Origin of the sequence: Leeuwenhoekiella sp. NPDC079379 (assembly GCF_044542075.1) — a bacterium.
Lineage (GTDB): Bacteria > Bacteroidota > Bacteroidia > Flavobacteriales > Flavobacteriaceae > Leeuwenhoekiella.
Window position 1 is genome coordinate 263,079 of sequence record NZ_JBITTU010000005.1, and the last position, 19,024, is coordinate 282,102.

Annotated in this window: 10 protein-coding genes; all 10 read right to left on the reverse strand. The window is 36.3% G+C overall.

Annotated features, from left to right (window positions below; translation table 11 throughout):
- Positions 1-7: 7 nt before the first annotated feature.
- The 10 genes from rhaM to ACIGAM_RS11470 all read right to left on the reverse strand — a co-directional run bounded on the left by rhaM (position 8) and on the right by ACIGAM_RS11470 (position 18,482).
- Positions 8-328 carry an L-rhamnose mutarotase gene (gene rhaM, locus ACIGAM_RS11425; RefSeq protein WP_396511563.1) on the reverse strand — a complete coding sequence of 107 codons (321 nt, stop codon included), beginning with the start codon at positions 326-328 and terminating at the stop codon, positions 8-10.
- Positions 329-417: 89 nt separating this feature from the next.
- Positions 418-1,794 (reverse strand): sulfatase-like hydrolase/transferase, encoded by a 1,377-nt coding sequence (locus tag ACIGAM_RS11430; RefSeq protein ID WP_396511564.1) that lies wholly within the window; start codon positions 1,792-1,794, stop codon positions 418-420.
- Positions 1,795-1,848: 54 nt separating this feature from the next.
- Positions 1,849-3,228, reverse strand: a complete 1,380-nt coding sequence (locus tag ACIGAM_RS11435) for a DUF4998 domain-containing protein (protein WP_396511565.1) — start codon at positions 3,226-3,228, stop codon at positions 1,849-1,851.
- A gap of 36 nt (positions 3,229-3,264) precedes the next feature.
- Positions 3,265-5,016: a RagB/SusD family nutrient uptake outer membrane protein gene (locus ACIGAM_RS11440; protein WP_396511566.1), complete on the reverse strand. Its 1,752-nt coding sequence runs from the start codon at positions 5,014-5,016 to the stop codon at positions 3,265-3,267.
- A gap of 36 nt (positions 5,017-5,052) precedes the next feature.
- A complete protein-coding gene (locus ACIGAM_RS11445) occupies positions 5,053-8,244 on the reverse strand; it encodes a SusC/RagA family TonB-linked outer membrane protein (RefSeq protein ID WP_396511567.1) in 3,192 nt (1,063 codons plus the stop codon).
- Positions 8,245-8,264: 20 nt separating this feature from the next.
- Complete coding sequence (locus ACIGAM_RS11450; RefSeq protein ID WP_396511568.1) at positions 8,265-9,722, reverse strand: fasciclin domain-containing protein; 1,458 nt, start codon at positions 9,720-9,722, stop codon at positions 8,265-8,267.
- A 40-nt stretch (positions 9,723-9,762) separates the two neighbouring features.
- Positions 9,763-11,451 (reverse strand): fasciclin domain-containing protein, encoded by a 1,689-nt coding sequence (locus ACIGAM_RS11455; protein WP_396511569.1) that lies wholly within the window; start codon positions 11,449-11,451, stop codon positions 9,763-9,765.
- Between the two features lie 9 nt (positions 11,452-11,460).
- Entirely contained in the window at positions 11,461-12,954 is a 1,494-nt protein-coding gene (locus ACIGAM_RS11460; protein WP_396511570.1) for a RagB/SusD family nutrient uptake outer membrane protein, read from the reverse strand.
- 10 nt (positions 12,955-12,964) lie between these two features.
- Positions 12,965-16,249, reverse strand: coding sequence for a SusC/RagA family TonB-linked outer membrane protein (locus ACIGAM_RS11465; RefSeq protein WP_396511571.1), 3,285 nt, complete (start codon positions 16,247-16,249; stop codon positions 12,965-12,967).
- 1 nt (position 16,250) lies between these two features.
- Positions 16,251-18,482 carry a fasciclin domain-containing protein gene (locus ACIGAM_RS11470; RefSeq protein WP_396511572.1) on the reverse strand — a complete coding sequence of 744 codons (2,232 nt, stop codon included), beginning with the start codon at positions 18,480-18,482 and terminating at the stop codon, positions 16,251-16,253.
- Between the last annotated feature and the right edge of the window lie 542 nt (positions 18,483-19,024).

Below are 19,024 nucleotides of genomic sequence, written 5' to 3' on the forward strand. Positions count from 1 at the left end.
ATTGGTTTTACCTATTGTTTTTCAGTTTAAACACTTCTTTTAAAGTCCCTTCAACGGGAGAGTTATCAGCATTTGTTTCCATAATATCTGCCATATAGGCCCACCATTTTTTAACTATGGGGTCATTCGGTAAACGTGCAGTGCTGTGATTTGATTCTAAATTTTGAAAACCAAAAAGTGTCCCTGTCTGCTCATCGAGATAGATAAAATATTCCTTAATTCCAGAATTATTAAGAAGTGATTCTAGTTCTGGCCAAATATGATCGTGACGGCGTTTATATTCTTCTTCAAAACCCGGTATCAATTTCATCGTAAATGCGTGAGTCATAAGTTTAAGAGGCTTATTGTTTTTTTTAAAATTTATAATTTGTAGTGGTATAGTTTATCTTCGGAAACTACACAGTCTACATAAATGCACTAATTTCTTAATTCTACATTAACTATAGGAGTATCCTTGCTAAATTCAGTTTTAAGTACATCTTGAAGGTATCTTAGTTTTTCAGGATTAGTTAAGTTTAGATTATTAGTTTCAGAAGGATCTGTTTCTATATTGTAAAGGGCATAATCAGGTACACTTTCTAAATGTCTGGTGCGTATTAGCTTAAACGGTTTGATTATTAAGCTTTCTTGCAGATGACCGCGGATGTAAATGGGTGTTGAGCGCTCTACTGTATCTTGCGTTAAAAGGTACTGAGTAGATTCACCTTCTACAGTAACCGGTATTTTAGTAGATAATGCCCATTTTAAAAAGGTAGGCATCCAGTCTGTAACATTTATATAATTAGAACTTTCACCTTGTTCGATGTAATTTTTCCAGGATATAATAGCCGGAACCCGTATTGCTCCTTCATAATTTGAGGTTTTAAAATCTCGAAGCGGTTGATTGCTTCCTAGTGTTAAATTAGGTCCATACTTACCCTCATAGAGTTCGTTTGAAGGAATCCAGTTTTGTTGTGCTCCATTATCACTTATGAATAAAACAATGGTATTTTCTATTAGATTTTGATTATTTAGAGCGTTTAGAACTCGACCGATACCAGAATCCATATGGCTCATTGCAGCTGCATAGGATCTGCGACTACTATCTTCAATAGCGTTATATTTTTCTACCCAAAATTTTGGTTCTTGCAGTGGTATATGAGGAGCGCTGTATGCTAGTTGTAGATAAAATGGGGTAGTAGTCTTCTGCTCATTAATATATTTGACTGCGGCATTTGTCAAAAGATCTGTCACGTGACCATCTTCAGTAATAAATTTCCCATTTTTATACCAGGTACTATCACCATTTTTGTAGGTGTGTGCGTATTGATCTAGTTGACCGTGCAGAAAGCCGTAAGAATTATCAAAACCATAAGCTTCGGGCCCATTTTCGGGTTTCAAGCCCAGATGCCATTTACCCATTAAAGCGGTTTTATAGTTTAACGCTTTTAAAGACTGCGGAAGAGTTTTAAGAGAGTCTGGCAGACTCAATTCACTGCGCCCGCTAATGGGAGCAACAATGCCCATTCTACTGGCAGGTCTGCCGGTCAAAAAACTTGCACGTGCAGGTGAGCAGGTGGGATAAGTGTAAAACCTACTAAGTTTCAGCCCAGATTTTGCAAGGCTATCTAATGTAGGTGTTTTAATTTCAGAACCATTAAAACTAAAATCATTCCACCCTGCATCGTCTGCGATAATTACCAGAAAATTAGGTTTTATAACTTTTTGAGGATCTTGCGTAACGTCTGTTTTAGTTTTATTTTGACAAGAGGTGAGTACTAGAAACAGCAATGCTGCAGTAAATAGCTGCAGCATTGTTAGTTTATTAATAGTTTTGATTAAGTGTTTGTATTTCAAAGTAATTCGCATTTAATTTTTAAGGTCAATTAATCTTTTTATCTCATTTAAGTAAACTTGTTTAGCCTCATCTGTAAGTTGAAAGTAAAACGAACCACCAGAATCTGCTCCAAACCCAAAATAAGTACGAGGGCCTGCCGGTGACTCACCGGCACCTTCATAAAATTCTATATTGGGCTCAAAACGTACATAAAGCATAGCACCACCTTCATCATTATTTGCTTCTCCGGGAGCACTTGTAACCATTACTTTTCCGTTTGTTTGTGTAGCGGTATAAAGAAGGTTTATTGGGGTACTTAGCCAAGATAAAAAATTATTATTTTCTAACGTAACATTTTGAAAAACAGCATCTGTGGGGTCTTCAATCTTAGCCTTCATCACTACTGAAGAAGTAGTGAAGGGTACAGGATCACTTGCCTGATTAAACCAATTAATACGACTATTTCGAGATATCCATTGAGAATTTAAAATTAAGGGTACTGTTAATGAATTCCAGGCTGTTTTACTGGTGCCATTAAAATTTCCAGAACTACCAGAACGACCTATAATCACTAAATCTGCACCGTTCAACTCATCAATTTTACTTTGATCATCGGGATCAAACCTACTATGATCATACTTTGTGCTTACAATGTAGCCGTTTGTGCGCAACCATTCAATTTGAACGTTATCATTTGCACCATTTGCAATAAAATAAATTACCGGAGGTGCAGCAAATGAGGTCTCTGTATAGTTAGAATATATGGTATCTATTGCCGTAGGAGTAGGGCGGTAGGCTGATCTATATTTAAGTACAGATTTATTTTTATAATCTGGTATAGAGATCGTATTTAATTTAGCATCTAAATATACATTTTCAGTATCACCATCTAGATTGATATAGGTGATTTCGGTACCTATAATACCGCTGCTAGCGGCTGTAGGACCGTATTCTAAATCAAGTTTATTATCTAATAGAAGTCCGGAAATTAATTCTCTGTTTAAAGCATTATTTTTAAATTCTTCACCAAAAACGGCAGCCGCACCTTTTAGGATTTTAGAACTTTCACCGGTATTACTAAAAGTTTGAACTTCAAAAGTATATAGGCGTTCTTCCAGATTTTCAATAAGAGCGCTTATAGTATCTGGGTTAGATGTTGCATTTACAGGAATAGATAATGCACCAGCATCCCAGGTAATTTTTACCTCAGAAATATTCTCATCATCTATGACACCCTTAACAAGTACTCTATTTTCTCCAGACTGAATTTCAAAAAATTTTAATTCTGCCAGAGCATTTGTTTCATCATCAGGACTTAGCAAGTATTGATCGTCAGACTTACAAGAAATACTACTAATGACAATAAAAGTCAAGAGTAGTAGTCGTGTCGAAATTTTTCGTATCAGTTTCATAGTAACTCTTTTATATTAAGTTTAAATGCTAATTATTTAATCTTCGGTACTCCAAACAAAGGGTAAGTACCAGTTTTCTTTAGACATCAGTTTTGTACGGATGGATGCAGCCTGTGAATTGCCGTCTGCAGCTAATTTTGCGTATACTTTATCGGCTAAAAATGACGGGTCGTTTCTTCTTAGTGCAACTCGTACAAGGTCTCCCCATCTGTTACCCTCGTATGCTAATTCTAGAGCTGCTTCTTCAATAATATTATTTTCTAAAGAAATTAAGCTATCACCTACAATCGGTGCGCGTTCTATGTAGGCGCGACCCCTTAAACCACCGCTACGGTGCCAGTCTGCTCTAAACCTGGGAAAATCACCATTACGTGCATCAAAGTCGTATGGGAAGGGCTGAAACGTTTGCTCTATGTCTGTCTTATCTGTTACGCCGGCAACGGTATATTCATTACGTATCCCAAAATTTAATAATGCATCTGCAATTCTATGTTGATTATCCCGGTTTGCCGCTTCTGCATATCTAAGATGTAACGTTGCAGCTCTGTATAAAAACCAACTTCCATCGGTTTGAAAAACATCTATAGGCATCTGTCTAATAGGATCTAAAAAGTTATAGATATATTTCATTATCACCTCATCACCATCTATTACATTATAAGTAAAGCGTTTTCCTCTGGCGTCATACGGAAAACTATTTTGCTGATTTTGATTTTCCCAGAGGTTCACTGCATTTTTTGAAGGCTTTACCAGATAATCCCCACCGCGATTAGAAAATAAATCTATAAACGGATTTTTAGGTGCAAAGTCACTATCAAAGGGTAATGACCAGATCCATTCGGTATTCCATAATACATCGCGCTCTCTGGCAAAGATTGAGCGCCATCCCTGCGTATTATTGTTAACTAGAGAGCGAGCATCCTGCTCACTGTATCTTCTATATCCTACAGCTAAATCATTATTTGAGGCAATCTCAGCATATTTAATTCTGTACACATCATAACGCTCAACATCATTACCGCTTCTGGAACCTGTTTCCATCACATTTTTATAGTGTATTGCTGCCTGTGTATAATTATTATTCCACAATTGTAAATCACCTAAAATACATTCTTTGTTGATAAAGAATTTTGCTGTATTGTATCCGTCTACATCAATAACTAAAGTGCTGTCTTCAGAATAAGGGCTTGTGTAGTTAAGACCTTCAGTAAACTCTACAAGATTTTGTATTAACTCCTGAAAAGGGATTTTAGGATATTTTGAAGTATCTAACACATCATTCAGATTTTCTAAAGGTTCTGTTATATATGGTACCTCACCATAGTGAATACCTAACTGTAGATATACCCAGGAGCGTAATGCGCCTATATCTGAATAGCGCTGATTATATTCAGTCTGCGTGAATTTTTTATCAGCAAGCATATTATCAAAGTTCTTTAGATTGTCATTACAGTTTTGAATAACCTCATAGAATTCCTTAGGGTTTGCAAATCTATTTTCTGTAGTGACCGCGTGTTGTGAGAGTTCAATAAGTTCTGGATCTGAGTTACGCGTTGTAGTCATTAAATCTGCGCGTAATTCATTAAGTAATACGTACTTTTCGGCAAGCTGCATAAACTTTCCGTAGGTACCTACAATTGCTGCATCTGCATCAAAAACATCTCTGTATACCTGATCAGAATTTAATTTATCTTGAGGCTCAACGTCTAGATACTCCTGGCAGGACGTAAAGCTTAATATAAAAGCAAGCATCCCAAGAGTTATAGTTTTTTTGTTAATTTGAATCATTGTCATCATTTTTCTTAGCTCTATAAGATTATATTATTATAGCCCCAGGCGTACGCCTATTTGTATTGTAGTAAATTGAGGTACAAGACCTATATCTGCACCTTGTCCAAAAATGGATGATGTAGCACTAAATTCTGGATCGTACCCTAAGTAATCTGTTAGAGTAAATAAATTATTTGCTGTAGCATAGATTTTTACAGCATTTAAATAGTCAAGATCTAGAGGTATATCATAAGCTAGAACCAGTGTTTTAAGTCTCAGATAAGAACCATCTTCAATCCATCTGTCTGAAAAAGAGGCATTACCCATGGGGTCTCCCCAAACTGCTCTTGGGATTGAAGTTTGCTGCCCTTCTGCAACCCAGCGATTGCGTACTGCAATGCTCTGATTTTCGTAACCACTCATTTTTTCTAAATTATTACGAAGGCCATTGTAAATATCATTACCTACCGAAAAGTTGAATAGTGCAGAAAGACTTAATCGCTTATATGCAAAGCTAGTACTCAGACTCCCTGTAAAATCAGGATTTGGATTACCTATTACAGTACGGTCTTTTTCATCAATTACTTGATCGCCGTTTAAATCTGTAAAAATTACATCACCACCCTGAAAAGGAGCAAAATTGCCATTGCCTAATGGTATTTTTAAACCCGCTGCAGTTGCTTCTGCTGTTGAAGCGTACACACCATTTGTTTGATACCCAAAAAATAAATTAGCATCTTCTCCTTCCTGCGTGATATAAGTAGCACCACCAAATCGAGATAAAATAAACTCGTTAGGAATATCTGTTACTTCGTTTATATAACGTGATAATGTAAAACCTAAATCAAATTTTATATCTGAGGTATTTACTAATCTACTGTTTAAGGACAGATCGATACCGCGCGTCTGCATAGTACCGCTATTAGAAACAATATTATCAAAACCACTTGTTGTGCTAATGGTTTCGTAAGTAATCATATCTGTTGTTTTATTTTCATAAACATCAACCGATGCATTTAGGCGCTCGTTAAAAAGTGCTACATCTGCACCCAGATTAATTTTACGTACCGTTTCCCACTTTAACTCTGGGTTACCTATATTATCACGTACTAAACCTTGCAGTCCTAATAAATTTTGTGATACATATAATTGTTGAGCAGTATAATTACCTATATCATCATTACCAGAAAATCCTACGCTTCCTCTTAATTTAAAAAGGTTAATCGCGTCTATATCTTTTAAAAAGTTTTCTGAAGAAACGAGCCACGCAGCAGAAAGTGATCCCATAGTTGCAAAACGAGATCCTCCTAAAGTAATACCACCGTCATTTATTGCATCACCAAAACGACTAGAACCATCTAAAGCTGCATTAAAGGTTACAAAGTATTTATTAAGGTAATCATACTCTGCGCTTAAATAGGCGTTTACCCAGTTCCATTCACCCAGTGCACCACCTACAAATCGTAAAAGATTACTTCCTGCACCTACACTGGTAAAATCATCTGTAGCAGAATTAAACCCTAAGCCCAGATCACTTTCGGAATTGTTATTTTGAGTGCGTAATCCCAGACGCAGGTCAAGTTTGTTTTTGAAGTCTAATTGTTTAGTGTAGTTAAGATAGGTATCTGTAAGAATGCTATATAAGCGTTGTACTTCACTACCACTTCTATTATTTCCAATTGCAGTAGGTAGCACAATATCTGCAACTCCAAAATCTGGAATAAAGAAACTCTCACGCTCTTTATTATAGCTAATACCAACTATAGTATGGGCACTAAAATTTTTATTAAACTGATATTTAAAATTAAGGTTTCCAAAAAAGCGATAATTTTTATTTACTCCAAATCCATTCTCTAGAATAGCTAAGGGATTACTCACATTAAATAAATCTACATCTTCTAGGTTGGGTGATACTTCACCTGAAGCATTTATCGCATTTATCGCCATAAATGGAGATTTTGTTAACGATAAATATAACGGACTCGTTTTATAAGCCAACCCTTGATCATTTTGATATTCGGTGTTGTGTATAAAAGAAAGGTTAGCGTCTACAAAAAGCTTTTCTGTAAGTTTTAATGAAGCATTTAAACGGGTATTGTAGCGCTCCAGGCCAGAATTTTTAAGGATTCCGTCACTATTTAAATATCCCACCGAAAGACCATACTTAGCGATATCATCACCACCTCTAATTTTTAGATAATAATTTTGATTTCCACTGTTTTTATAAATCTGCTCCTGCCAGTTTGTATTATTTCGATATTTAAAATAATTGCCTGTAGAACGGTCATCACTTACCCAGGGCTGATTCTCAATTTGGGTTTGGCTGTCTCCACGGGTAGCCACTAACTGCGATAAATAACTTCGATATTCACCAGAATTTAATACAGGAAGACGATCTGGAATTTGGTTTACACCGCCATACATTGTAAAATCTATTTTTGTACTTAAATCTACAGCGCGGGTTGTGGTGATAATTATAACACCATTAGCGCCTTTTGTACCGTAAAGTGACGAGCCATCTTTGAGTACGGTGACATCTTCAATATCTTTTACATCTAGCATAGACAGGGGTGAAGAGATGTTATTCTGAATAATCCCAGACCCGTAATCTTCATCATCGTAAATCAAGCCATCTACGACTAATAACGGTTTGTTAGTTGCATAAAGCGAATTAAATCCTCTTAAGGTTAGATAAGCCCCAGAGCCTTGCACCCCAGATTTGCGTACGCTGTTAAGACCAGCAACTTTACCTTGTAGAAAGTCTCCTACAGATTCATTAACAGGATTGCTCCATTGCAATTCATCAAAATCTTCAACGTGCGTAGCTTGTGTACCGGTATATTGTAATTGATCGTTACCCGGTAAACGAGCAACTTCATAAAATGGAGAATAATTAGCTTCAAACAGTTCTATTTCAAAACCATTCTCTCTGTTATTAATTGGGAAGACTTTTGCTTGATATTCTAAACCACTTATACGTAATAACGCATTTAGATGCGGTACTTTTATTGAAAATGTACCATCTTCATTAGTAATAGCAGCAGAAAAGTTTTCAACGGCAATACTTATTCCTGAAATTCCTTTGCCTGTTTGAGCATCTTTGATAAGACCTTCTACTGCCATACCTTCTTGACTCCGGGTTTTAACCGCTGTAGAATCGGGAGAAGTTTGCGCATAAAGTCCCTCATCTATTCCACCTAAGAACAGTATGCTAAGAAGACAGGTTAGTTGTAATTTTTTGAGCATAACGATTGGTTTAAAAGACTTTATTTAATTACAGGTACGAGTTTAAGATAATCAAGACTTAAGGTGTTTGCACCGTCTGAGGTTGAGTTTGCAGCCATAAGCGAGACCAGTATTTGACCACTTCCTTTTAGAGTTAATTCAAATTCACCTACATAAACTTCTTCGTAAACATTAGGAGCTACATCAGTGTATGGTAGTTCTGCAAAAGGCTCTAGCAAGCTCCCGTCTTCTGCAGATATAAGTCCTCCAATATTTACCCGTTGCTGAAAAGTATTAGTCTGTATATCATTTATAGCACGCCAGTAAACTTTATAAGTTGTCGTATATAGATTAGATGCCCCATAGTAAATAGTGAATCTATTTACTCGATGATTCTGTACCATTATATCATTAAATACATTTCCATTAGGGTCTTCTTTTTCACGATAAAATGTATTCCCGCGTTTATCTCCCTGGCTAAATTGAAAAGGTTCTTCTCCCTGAATAGTAGTGGTAAGCAGGCGGGTTTCTAGCGGAATTTCTAATTCACCCATCACATAAACAACCCCATTACTTAATTGAATTTCTTCAGTAATCGTAGCGTCATTTAACGGTACTTTTACTCCAAATTTAGAAACTAAAGTATCTGGTAAATTCTCGCGAGCAATTGCCTTATGAAAAGCCAAATCTCTTACTGTAAAATAATTTGTATAGGTTGTAGTAGAGTCTTCACTTATACGATTCATATAAGGTCTTAATCGTTCGGTCTCCGTTACAAAGCTTCCGTCTTCTAAGAGAAAAAAGGTATATTTATTTTCCTCATTATTAAGATTATAGACATTGGTAAAGTAGGAGTTCGTTAATGAATCTGCATAAATACCCGGTAGGGCTAAAGACTTTTGAACACTATCTCTAGAATAAATATTAACTTCATTAAGATCTATTAAATACTTGCTCATTGCATTAGTCGAAGCTTTATCCCGTATATACTCCCAGATATTCTTTTTTGGAGCCAAAGCTTTATCGATTATATGATATAAACCGTTAGATGTGTACTTATCTGCTTCTACAATATTTGCATCTGCTATTACCTTACCCAATTTAAACTCCAGGTATTTGTTTGAGTACATTTTTACAGTGACCGTATCTTGCTGTGTTACTGAAGAGAAAGCGGTTAATGCGATATGATTTTCTACAAAAAGTTTTTTTGCAGCTGCACTTGCTAATGCTGACGCTTCTACTTCAGCGAAAGCCGCATTAGTAGGAGCCCACACCGTAAAAGTTTTTGAAGAAGCAAGTATTTTATCGTAACCGGTTTCCGTGAGTAACTTGCCAAATTCTGAAGTTTGAGCAGAAGCGGTGAGTGCCTCACCTAGATTAACACTTAAATTAGTATCGCTAGTTTCTGCGTGTTCTTCCCAGGGGTCAGAACAGGAGATAGCTCCTGCAAGCAGCAAAAAAGCAATAACTGGTTTTATATAGGTCTTTATTGATTTCATCCTAAAGGGATTAAGTTTTATACTCATTTTTGTTCAAATTTTATTCAAAAATTAAACCGTCTCCACCGGCTTCAAATTTTGGGTAAAGCTGGTCCATGTCAATAGGCCTAAACTCGATAACATCTATCCAAGTTTGTCCGTTTCTACTATCTTGAATAGCTTTAATCTCAATGCTGTGTGTTCCCGTAGTTTCGATAGTGACAATTCCCACGAGCCTACAATTGAAGCGGTTAGTGCTAGGTTCTATGTGACGTTTATAGCCTTGAGATTCTAATACCCGTTCCGGAAGATCTGTGTTACCATACTCTCTAAAGTTTATTAGTCTTGGCATGGGAACTCCGTCAATAGAAACTTGTGCTGCGGCAGATGAATTTTCATTAGTTCTATAGGATACCCATACTTTGTATTGCCCTTTGATAATTACGGGTGAAGTAAGGTTTAACGGATTGAGATAACCTTGTCTAAATCTATTAAGCTCAATAACATCCCCATGCCAGGCTCTATCAAGTTGAGAATTACCTCCTATAGCAGCAGCTACATAGGTTAGGGAGTTATTATCTGGCCAAGTTATTAGACTTAAATCCTCTTTTTTAAGTGAGGTACTTGGAGCTCCCGGTGTTCTAAAAATAGAACTCAGTTGTCTAAATTCCGGTTGATCTGCAACATCAAAATACACCGGAGCAGGTAATCGTTTCTTGATAAAAAAGTTGTCGTTAACTAAGTGTAAAGCCCCGTTGGATGCGGTTATATCACTTTTATCTCGATCTATAACGGTTCCTTTTTCTAGAATACCGTTAAACGTTTCTTCATTGAGTAATAAGGTGTCTAATGCCAGTTTAACCGTAATAACTTCAAGTGGAGCCTTTGTAATTACCGCAGGTGTAACGGCAAGATCTGCCAGATAGTTAAGACCCGGTAAAATACGGTAAGCTACAAACAGGTTCAAACTATCTTTAGGATTTAAAGGGTCTCCTAAATGACTGTATCTGGTTTTTAAATCTTCAAGTGTATTTAAACCAGAATCCTCAAATGTTTTATTTGTTTGAGCTAGTACAGTGAGATAACTGGGAATACTATCTGCATTATAGGTAAGCGGTAAATTTAGTTTGTCATACCAGCCGGTAGCTTTTACAGCTTCCGTAAATAATGTAAGAGAGGTGTCATTATCTAAAGTTTGTGCTAGCGTCTTGTCTGCAACCCGAAGTACTTCATCTAAAACGTGAATAACACCATTACCTACTTCAATATTAGATGAGATAATACTTGAAGTTTTATTAACAGTAATACTTGATGCTCCATTTTTATTAGACGCCCCTGTTATTAAAAATTGTCCTTGTAAACTGGGAGTAGCGATTTTACCATCTGTAAATTCTGTTGTTTTAATAGTTTGTTCAAGAATGTGAAGTTTAGTTAAATCCTGTAAATCGTCTAAAGGAATGTCTGATAATGAACTTACACCCATATCTGATAGTAGTGCAGCCACAGCATCATTGTCTGGTAAAAACAATGTGTAGGTGCCGTAGGTATTCATAAAAGACGCATAATCTGTAATTTCCAAAATTTCTAAAAAGGAAGAATATTCTGGGTTAGCCTTTAAAAACTCGGTTATGTTAAGTGTCTCATCTGTAGATTCTTTAAATTTTTCTGTAGTACAGTTTGAGACCGTGCTGGCCAATACGAAGACTAGAATAAGTCTGAGCAAAATGGGTAAGGTGAATATTTTTTTCATGACTTAAGATTATTTATAAAATGGGTTCTGTATTAAAGCTTTGTTAGTTATCAGCTCATTTTCACTAATAGGTAAATAATGGCTGTTAGGATCTTGTAGTTTTGTGGTAATACTTTGTTGTTGATTTGCAGGAGCACTTTGTAGTGCTACGCTTAAGAGAATATCTAAATATGCATAATTCTCTTTACGCGCATTACGCAGAATATCAAACCAGCGTTTGCCTTCAAAAGCAAATTCACGAGCGCGTTCAGCAAGAATATAAAGTCGTATTGCATCTTGATTGTCTGCACTAATTTGTTCTTGTGTTTGACGTATGGCATCCCTTTTTTCGCGCAATTCACTTACAATAGCCAGAGCTTCTTCACCACGATTTAACTCATTGAGAGCTTCAGCTTTCATTAATAGTGCATCTGCATACCTGTAAACAAACCAGTGAGTGTCTGACTCTTGTAATGATTTTCTAACAACAGTATTGAGACCGGTGTATTTGTAAATTTCATTTGTACCCGGTACAAGCGAACCGCGTTCTCCACGTATATCTTTATTTTCAGGATTATTAAAATCTACGCCAAATATTTGCTCTAGAACGGGTGTAGCTGCTAGATACTGTGGGCGCTGAAAGAATACACTATAAAACGGATTCAGGTTTTGAGTGGTGTATTGAAACTCAAAAATACTTTCTGAAGAATTGCCTTGCGCATAAACAATGTTAAGCCATTGCGAGTTGGCATCGATTAGCGCAAAGTCGCCAGTGTTTATGATTTTATTAGTTGCTTTTAAGGCCTCTTCATAATTCTCCATCCATAGGTAAACATCTGCCTGCATCGCATTTATAGCGTATTTGGTAATTCTACCTTTGTTTTGATCGCGAGCACCATAATCATTAACTCCTAATCGTTCTGCCTCATTGAGATCTAAAAGTACCTGAGCAAAAACCTCGGTCTGTGGTGTTGTAGGTATTTGAAAATTTTCTTTATCAGACAAGGTTGCTGCTAACTTTACCGGCACATCTTTAAAGGTACGTGCGAGAGTAAAATATAAATAAGCACGTATTGCTAAAACTTCAGATAAATAATTGTTGAGTTGCTCCTGTGTTAGGGTAGGGTCTTGAGCTAAAACGCCAGGGGCCAACTCAATAACCGTATTACAATAATTAATAACCCTGTAAAATGAAGACCAGTTTGAAGTGTTATTAGAGGGTAAAATATTTGTGGTTAATACATCTCGTTGATCTTCTGATGCCTGAGCACCAGGACTAACCATACCTCCACGTAACTCACCATGCATAAATATGTATTCTGCAATAGTCAAATCGCTTTCAGAAGGAGGTGGGTTAAGTAATGAAGAGTAGACACCTATAACACCAGCCTGTATATCTTCTTTTGTTTTCCAGAATTCATCGCGTACCGTACCATCTTCTGGTTTTAGGTCAAGGTAGTTATCGCAAGACTGTGTTATTACAGCCAGGATAAGTAATAATGTATATAGTAATTTAGTGCGCATAGCTTAATATTTAAAATCGTGTTTGAATACCTATGGTGAATCTGCGTGTAGGAGGTGTACGTGAGTAATCTATAGCTATCTCAAAAGGATCACCACCACGTCTTGAAACCTCAGGATCCTGACCTCGGTAATTTGTAAATGTGAGTAAGTTGTCTGCAGTTAGAAAAACACGCAGATCATCAATTTTCATTTTTCTTAAAAGTGGTTTTGCAAAACTGTAGCTAAAGGTTGCAGATCTAAATCTTAAGAAAGAGGCATCTTCTACATAGCGGTCAGAACCTAACCAATTATAACCACCGCGATAAATAGCTCTGGGAATATTAGTCTCATCTCCCGGGTTACGCCATCTTGATAATACCGCAGTACTCTGGTTGTCGTAGGAGTACAGGTTTGTGGTGCGCATATCTGTACCATTTATAATGTCATAGTTTAATCTGTAGGTAAAAAACATTAAAAGTTTAAACTGATCATTGAAGGTTATTGTAGGTCCAAAACCTCCGGTAAATTTAGGGTTGCTATTTCCTAGATATACGACATCACGACTATCTATATTACCATCTTTATTGATGTCTTCATAAATTGCATCTCCCGGTTGAAATACATAATCTGTACTCGGGAAATTAAATCGCATAAATACTTCCTGACCATTAGGACCTATAATTACATTGTTATTTGCATCTCTTGCTTTTGTTGCTTCTAAATCTGTATAGACTCCTTTAAAACGATACCCGTAGAAAGAACCAAACGGATTATCAATTTGTAAGAAACGTTTAAATTCTCCGTTACGATCTATATTACCACTCTCACTAGGAAAGAATTCTGAAATCTCTCGTATAATATTTTGGTTTTGAGAGATGTTGAAATTAAAATCTACTTGCCACTTGTCAGACTTGTAAGGGGTGGTATATAAACCTACTTCCCAACCTTGATTGTCTATAGTTCCTACGTTTTGGTCAGACACACTACCGTAACCAGAGACAGATGAAATTGATAAGTTTTCAAAAAGTAAATTAGTAGTTCGGTTTTGATATACATCTACATCAAGAATTACTTTCTTATTAAATAATTGAAGATTAAGCCCTAAGTTTTTACCGGTAAGTGTTTCAGAACGTAAATTGTCTAATTGAATATTTTGAGGATATACACCATTCAAGCCTAAATACTCTGTATCAAAGTTTCCGTAGATATTAAAATAACGGTAGTCATACCTGGGTGTACCTCCAGATTGACCATAACTAGCACGTAAACTTAAATCGTCTAAGAAATCAAAACTTTCCATAAAAGGTTCTCCAGAAACTCTCCATCTGGTTGAGATAGAAGGAAACAGCGAATACCGGTTGTCTGCACTAAATTTTGAATTACCATCTCCTCGTACACCTACGTTAAGAATATAGCGATCAAGCAGGCTGTACTGCGCACTTACTAAAGCTGCAACGCTTCGTGACTGACTGTTATTTGTGTACAGACGTAATTCAGAATTTTGCGTTCTTGATGGGATTGAAGGATCTGTTAATAAAGAAGAAGCCGTGTTAGCCGTTAGAGCCTGGTGTGACTCATATCTGTAATCATTTGTTTGCAGACTAAAAAGCGCCTGTAGACTTTGTTTTTCGCCTAAATCTGGGGTATAGATTAGGTTTGTTTTAGTCGTTACGGTAGAAGCATCTACATCTGCATCTGAAGCCTGGTTTACAACCGTTTCTGTGATAGGGCGTCCGGTAGCATTTTGAGGTAAAAAAGCTTTTGCCTTTGTGCTGTTAAAGTCAAACTGAAGGTCAAATGTAGATACTAAACGTTTAGGGATTAAATCTACTTGCAAGTTAAAATGCGGTACAATACGATCACCCGTTTGTTTATTACTGGCATATTCTGCCAATGCCACCGGGTTGTAAGTATTTGGGTAAGCACCTTGTATATTTATTGCCGGCGAAAAGTAATTAGGTGTAAGATCGCCCACATCATCGTACTCATAAATACTCATATTGGGCATTTTAGTGTATGCAACACTTCTTAATCTGTCACGATCTGATGTACCAAATGTATTTACGTAATTACGATCTGTATCTGTATGTGTGTACGAGATATCTGTTCTAAAACGTATGCGGTCAGAAACGATATAATCTAAATTTAATCTACCGTTTATACGTTCAAAGCCGGTTCCCTTAGTAACCCCTTTAGAATTGTAATATCCTACAGATGTATAATACCGTGCTTTCTCACCACCACCCTGAAGCGATAAAGTGTGTTCGCCGGTTAAACCAGTTTGAGAAATTGCATCTACCCAGTCTGTATTATTACCATAGTTTTTAAAGAAATAAACTTCCTGTGGGTCATACTGAAATTCTTTAACGGTAAGTGTATTTAAAGGAATACCATCCCGGTTCATAAACTCTTCTGGTATCAATTGTGAATATTGATCACCATTAAGCATAGGTATTGTATTGGGTAATTGAGAATAGGTTCCTGTAAAGTTGTACCCTATTTTAGGAGATCCTACAGAACCCCTTTTTGTGTTAATTACTAAAACACCACCTGATGCCCGTGATCCCCACATTGCCGTTGCAGCAGCATCTTTTAAAATGGTAATGCTCTCGATATCTGAAGGCGCGATGTTTAAAAGTGCCGCATAACCCTGTTGATCTGCTGTACCAAAATTAAAATCCTGTGGAATAGAGGTTTCATATGGCATCCCGTCTACAACAATTAACGGATCTGATGATCCTGAAATTGATGAGGTACCTCGTATTCTTATTTGCATACCCGCACCAGGATCACCAGAGTTTGCGACAATATCAACTCCGGGAACACGACCCTGTAAAGCTTCATCAATAGATGCTGCCTGTGTGTTTTCTACTTCACTGGCGTTAACTGTTACGTTACTGGTCGTTTGGTTGCGTTCTGCAATATTTAGCAAACCACTTTCAACTTTTTTATCTACTGTAATCATGACAGTTTCTAGTTCATCAACAGATGCAGTAAGTTTTATGGCGTAACTGCTTTTTCCGGTAAGCTGTATCGTTTGCGAAGAATATCCCAGAGTTGAAATCACTAATTTATTTGAAGGGCTTTTAACTCGCATTGCAAAGTTTCCGTCAAAATCTGAAATAACACCCGTTACGGTACGATTATCTGCATCTTGTTCTGCAATTGTTGCACCGGGAATTGGCTGGCCATTACTAGTATCGGTTATCGTCCCACGTACTACTAAATCACTGTTTTGAGCATTCAAAGCAGCGCTTGAAAACACCAGCAATAGGAGTGTGAAACAATATAAAAAATAGGTAGTTTTTTGTCTCATCTTATTCTGTATATAAAAGATAGTTGTCAACTAGGTGAATTAATGATCGGTCTGCCAGATTGTTACTCAAAGCGGGTATGTAATTTGCAACGCGATTTGCAGCATCTGTAAAGAATAAGTCATCTTGAGCGCTGCTAATATTTATATAGGTTTTTTCGCCCAGTTCATCTTTTAGTAAGGTTTCAGTAAGACCGTTTATAAGCCCGTCATCAGACGCCGTGCGTGTCGCTAAAATGTGATATCTAATAAAGTCTGCAACTATATCTTTTTCACCTTGAGCGCTGGGATTATAATTAGGAATTCCTGTTGTGGGGTCTCCTGGAAGTACACCATCTCTCACGGCCTGTGTTATAGCTGCGTTGTTAGGTATCACAAAGGTGTAAGACGTACCTAACTCTATACCATCTATAACTCCCGCATTGCTATCATAAAGTGTAGCATTTTCTAAAAAACTATAGAAATTAGCATACTCAGAACCGGGTTCTTCTGCGAGTCTTTTTAAATCAAGGCCCTGTGGTTCTTCACTGAACTCTAGAAGTTTATCTATATAATAGGTACGACCGTTACGTTGATCTTCAAAACCTAATATATTAACTCGGTTTTCTAAAACTTCATTTCCTGCAGCATAAACCTGCCCGTTTTCCCATTTAATATATTCACCCGGAAGGTCAAAGTCGCCAGAACGTATTATTCCTGATCCAGATAGATCGTTTAATTCGTCATTAGGAGTAGGTATTATTCCGTTAAACAATACGCGTAATAAACGTGATCTAGCAATGTTTGCCGGTAAGACATTACCACCGGGAGACGTGTAAGTATATGAAGATGTAGGAATATCATAACCATAGCCAAGCTCTGCTAGTACCGTATCAGAAGGTAAAAACAAGGTATACCTACCAGAAAGATTACTTATAATCTCACGATAACTAGAACCATCATTAAATAATCTGGTTGCCAGCGTAAACTTAGGATCTAAATACGCAGAAGTATATACACTGTAAAATAAGTTTGATTCTTGAACTTTGTTTGTTCCGTAGAAAAAACCATTACTTAAAACCTGAGCTTCAATAACATTAGAATTAAAATCTATTCTTAAATCTTCTCCAAGTTCATTATTATACCCTGAAGCTAATGAAGGCCAAACAGCGCTTTGAACCATATGTGCATTAAAAAAGTCTTCAAAAACGTATTTAGGTAATTTATTTAGAGCTGAATAATTTTTAAGTAATATATCATCAACAAACTCTTGAAGAATTGTGTTTTCAGGAACAATTAGGGTGTACGCTTCACTTTGACCATCATTGTCAGATTCTTTAATATAGTTCTCATTATTAGGGGAAAACGATAGAGCTGCATCATAAACCTTAACAAATACATTGTCAGATTTACGGGTAAAGTTTTGATAGGTGGTAGTAGCATCCTGATCAAAAATGTAATTTACCAGATTGTCTTCGAGCATACTTCTAAAAAGACTGTAATTACTACTTTCTTCAAGTTTCTGATCAAGGTTGATTAATGGTAAAGAGACTTCACTTACTTCGTGAATAATTCCATTTTCTGCTACAATATCTGTTTCCACAGCTTCTGCTTTAAGCACATTAAAACCGGTATAAGTTGCGTTAGGGAAGAAGTAGTTATAATCACTTGCCCCTAGGCCTGCATTTGTCATATACTCATCTAAGAAATAGGTGAGGTATTTATTGTTATTGTCGCCGGGAATGTAATAATCTCCACCTAGTGAATTATTTCGGTTAGAACCTACAACTACCATAGACTGGCCATTAATAGTTTTAGTTTGGAAACCGTCGTAATACGCTGTTCTTCTTCTAAATGACGTACTTTCTTCCCAGCCGCCACTCGATTGATAATCACTTAAGCGTTCTGTTCTAAACGCATTATATATAAGTGCGTAACGTACAATCTTTGCTGCAGTAACCGAATCTATTTGAGAAACATTAGAAATATTGTTTTCAGAAAAGTATTTAGTAAATGCAGCATCATTAGGAGCCATCATCGTCCAGTAACCAGACTTACTTAAAATATCTTTGTATCCTGCTTTATCAATAAGTGTCGTGAAATTTGAAAAATTACCCCGTGCTTCGAGTTGTTGAAAAATGGGATCTTCTAAATCATCTGGACGGGCGTAATATTCATCTACTTCTTCCCGGCTACAACTGCTCAAAGCAACAAGCACAGAAAAGAGTACTAAATAGTGATGTAATTTTTTATTCATTCTTAAAAACTGTTAAATACAAAATGAAATTTTAACGTTCGAAATAATTGCGAAATCGTTTGCAATCAAATGTAGGGGGCTGTTAGTTGCTTGGCGTCCTGTACTTTCCTGTTATCTTAGAGGTTAAACGTTTTACTCGGTATATTTTAACAAAAAAGAATCTTAATTAGTGTAGTTGATCTTAATAATATGACTTTGAAAGAGATTGTTGGAAATATTAATATCCTCTTTTAATTGAATTTCAGTGATTTTTAGGTATCAAAAGCCGAAAACTTAGTTCATTAAGGCATTCTAAGAATCGAATGTTAACAATAACCAAAGAAATCTATTCTAAACTTGATTGATTAAATGTCGTTTTGAACTGAAGTTGAAAATTACAGTTTCATATACTTAGAGCTTATTCAAATATTGTTTGAATTACAGAGTACTAGCATTTCAATAATTTTATTATTTTGATTTTAGCTAGGAGTAACAACTATTTTATAGTTTATCTGAGAAAATGGAAATCATTTTAGATTTTTTAAAATAGTTTATAGAATTAA